We start from the raw sequence: 2,486 nt of genomic DNA on the forward strand, positions 1-2,486 counted from the left end.
CGAAAAACCATACATCGATCCGCGGTTTTATAAAACCATTAGGCTGGCGCCGGATGAACTGCGCTTTCCGCTGATACACCTTGTATTGGCCGTTGCGTTAGTTGTAATAACTATAAACATCAAATCGATAGATGACCTGGAGGACAAAAGCGTAAGTAACGTATCCTTACCCGGTTATAAAAAATCGGTATTAGAAAGCGGGGTAATTAAATTTGAAAATACCGGTGCGCTGGTTTATGTGAAACCCTCTCCATTTTATTGCCCTGAGCACGACCCGATGATTTGCTGGCAGGGAAGCGGTTATGTTTTCAGTACGATAAAAAAGGAAGTAATTGCCGGTCGGCAGGTTTATTTAGGAGTGCTTACCAAGGCAAAGGATAAGATTTACGCTGCCTGGTGGTTTGATAATGGTAACATGAAATCAATCAATGAGTTTGAATGGCGATGGGCAGCAGCAAAAGGAGCCAAGCCGTTTTACCTGGTAAACGTTAACGCAGCTACAGAAGCCACATTGTTAGAGGCCGTGAAGAATTTGCCGGCTATTAAACAATGATACTTACCACCTTTCCGAATAACGATCGGGGAAATTTCCGGAAAGAACCATGATGAAGTACGAAATATATTTTAGAGATGATGCGCGAAGGGCCGCGTTAGTGATAGTAGCGGATACCGGCCAATGTCATTAAGTTAAGGAAACACCACAGTTCAGAACCGGATTTTATCCGGTTCTTTATGGTTACGAATCAAAAAACTGTGGTATGTCAGCAAACTTAAAGATCATTTCAGATTTACGGAATTTTATTGCCCTTTCATCTCAAAATAGCGAGTTAAGACAGCTATTCACCAACTCTTGCAATGCCTTTAGCAGAAGGCGTAAGCTTCATTTTGAATTGGTAGTATGTATGCTGCTTAATTTTTTTAAAAGAAGTTATGATATAGAGTTATCGGCATTCTTCGATCATATGGATTTTCAGGAACTGAAAGCCACCAAGTCCGCTTTCAGTCAACAGCGCTCAAAGATTAGTAGTTTCTTTTTCAGCTGTTTAAACAGTACGTTAGTCGATAGTTTCTATACTCATTATAAAGCTGACATTAAACGATGGAATGGGTTTAGGGTGATTGCGGTAGATGGTTCTACAGCGTACCTGATCGACAGGAAGGAAGTAACAGAACATTTTGGAACGCATGGAAATCAGCGGGGTACAGTAACTTTAGGCCGCGTTCTGTGTGCCTTTGATGTTTTGAATAAAATCACTATAAAGGCGGGAATGTACCCTATCAGCTGTTCTGAGCAAAAGATTGCTCTGAGCTGGATACCTTCTTATGGGCCGGATATGTTATTGATTTACGATCGTGCATATCCTGGCTTTATCAGCATGTTTCATCATCAAAACAAAGAAACACCACAGCCCTTCTTAATGCGCTGCCCTGTAGGGTTCAGTACTGAAGTAACGGCATTTGTAAAAAGCGGGGTAAATGATGCGATCAGCACGATTAAAGCAAGTAAACCCATTCGGAGGGAGCTTAGAGAGCAGGGTTTTATTGTAAAAGTAAAGGAAACTATTAATATACGCTTGATCCGCATTGTTTTAGATGATGGGACGATTGAAGTGCTGGCTACCAATCTATTTGACCAACAACAATATCCTTATAAAGAATTTAAAGCACTTTATTTTATGCGCTGGGGAATCGAAACAAGGTTCAGCTCCTTCAAGAACCAGTTGCAATTAGAATCCTTCAGCGGACAAAAAGTTGAAACAATTCTACAGGATTTCCATGCAACAGTTTTCTTATCCAACTTACAGGAAATCATTAGCAAACCAGCCCAGGAGAAAATCGATCATGAAGTTTCCAAGCGCAAATACGACTATCAAATAAATAAAAATACCGCCATTGGCATTATGAAGAACAGAGTCATCGGCCTTTTACTTTTTAAAGACCCTGAAAAAATACTAATACAATTACAAAACCTCTTTGCTCAATATATTGAACCAATAAGGCCAAACAGAAAACTACCAAGAGTGAAAAAACTCAAACGTAGGTCTGGTAAATACAAAACCTTAACTAATTACAAAAGAGCAATATAACCCTTAACTTAATGACATTGGCCGGTATCCGCTGCTATCGCTAACGCGCCCGGCGCACCATCGCTAAGATATATTTTATACGTCATCGCGGTGTTTTTCAGGATTTCCTTGATGGTTACTCAATGACGTGACTACAGAATTATTTCCAGCACGTCGCCTTCAATAATAAGCTTCCCTGCCGTAGCCTGTTTAATTTCTTCAACACTTACTCCCGGAGCCCTTTCAATAAGCCTGAAACCACCTTCGGGCAAAACGTCAAATACACCCAGCTCGGTAACTATTTTCTTAACACAATGCACTCCGGTTAAGGGTAGGGTGCATTGGGGAAGGAGCTTTGATTCGCCTGCTGTATTTACCTGTTGCATGGCCACAATGATGTTTTCGGCAGATGCTACCAGA

3 protein-coding genes are annotated in these 2,486 nt (G+C 40.9%); 2 read left to right on the forward strand and 1 reads right to left on the reverse strand.

Features of this window, described 5'->3' with window-relative positions:
* Both VF500_RS30620 and VF500_RS30625 read left to right on the forward strand, forming a co-directional pair.
* Positions 1-553, forward strand: a 553-nt coding sequence (locus VF500_RS30620) for a hypothetical protein (RefSeq protein ID WP_330863287.1), incomplete at its 5' end; no start/stop codon positions are given.
* 205 nt (positions 554-758) lie between these two features.
* Positions 759-2,087 carry an IS4 family transposase gene (locus VF500_RS30625; protein ID WP_330863288.1) on the forward strand — a complete coding sequence of 443 codons (1,329 nt, stop codon included), beginning with the start codon at positions 759-761 and terminating at the stop codon, positions 2,085-2,087.
* Positions 2,088-2,218: 131 nt separating this feature from the next.
* On the opposite strand, the gene VF500_RS30630 is transcribed toward VF500_RS30625, so the two are convergent.
* The coding region (locus tag VF500_RS30630) for a CoA-transferase (RefSeq protein ID WP_330863289.1) at positions 2,219-2,486 on the reverse strand (268 nt) is incomplete at its 5' end.

The organism is Mucilaginibacter sp. (assembly GCF_036383575.1).
Lineage (GTDB): Bacteria > Bacteroidota > Bacteroidia > Sphingobacteriales > Sphingobacteriaceae > Mucilaginibacter.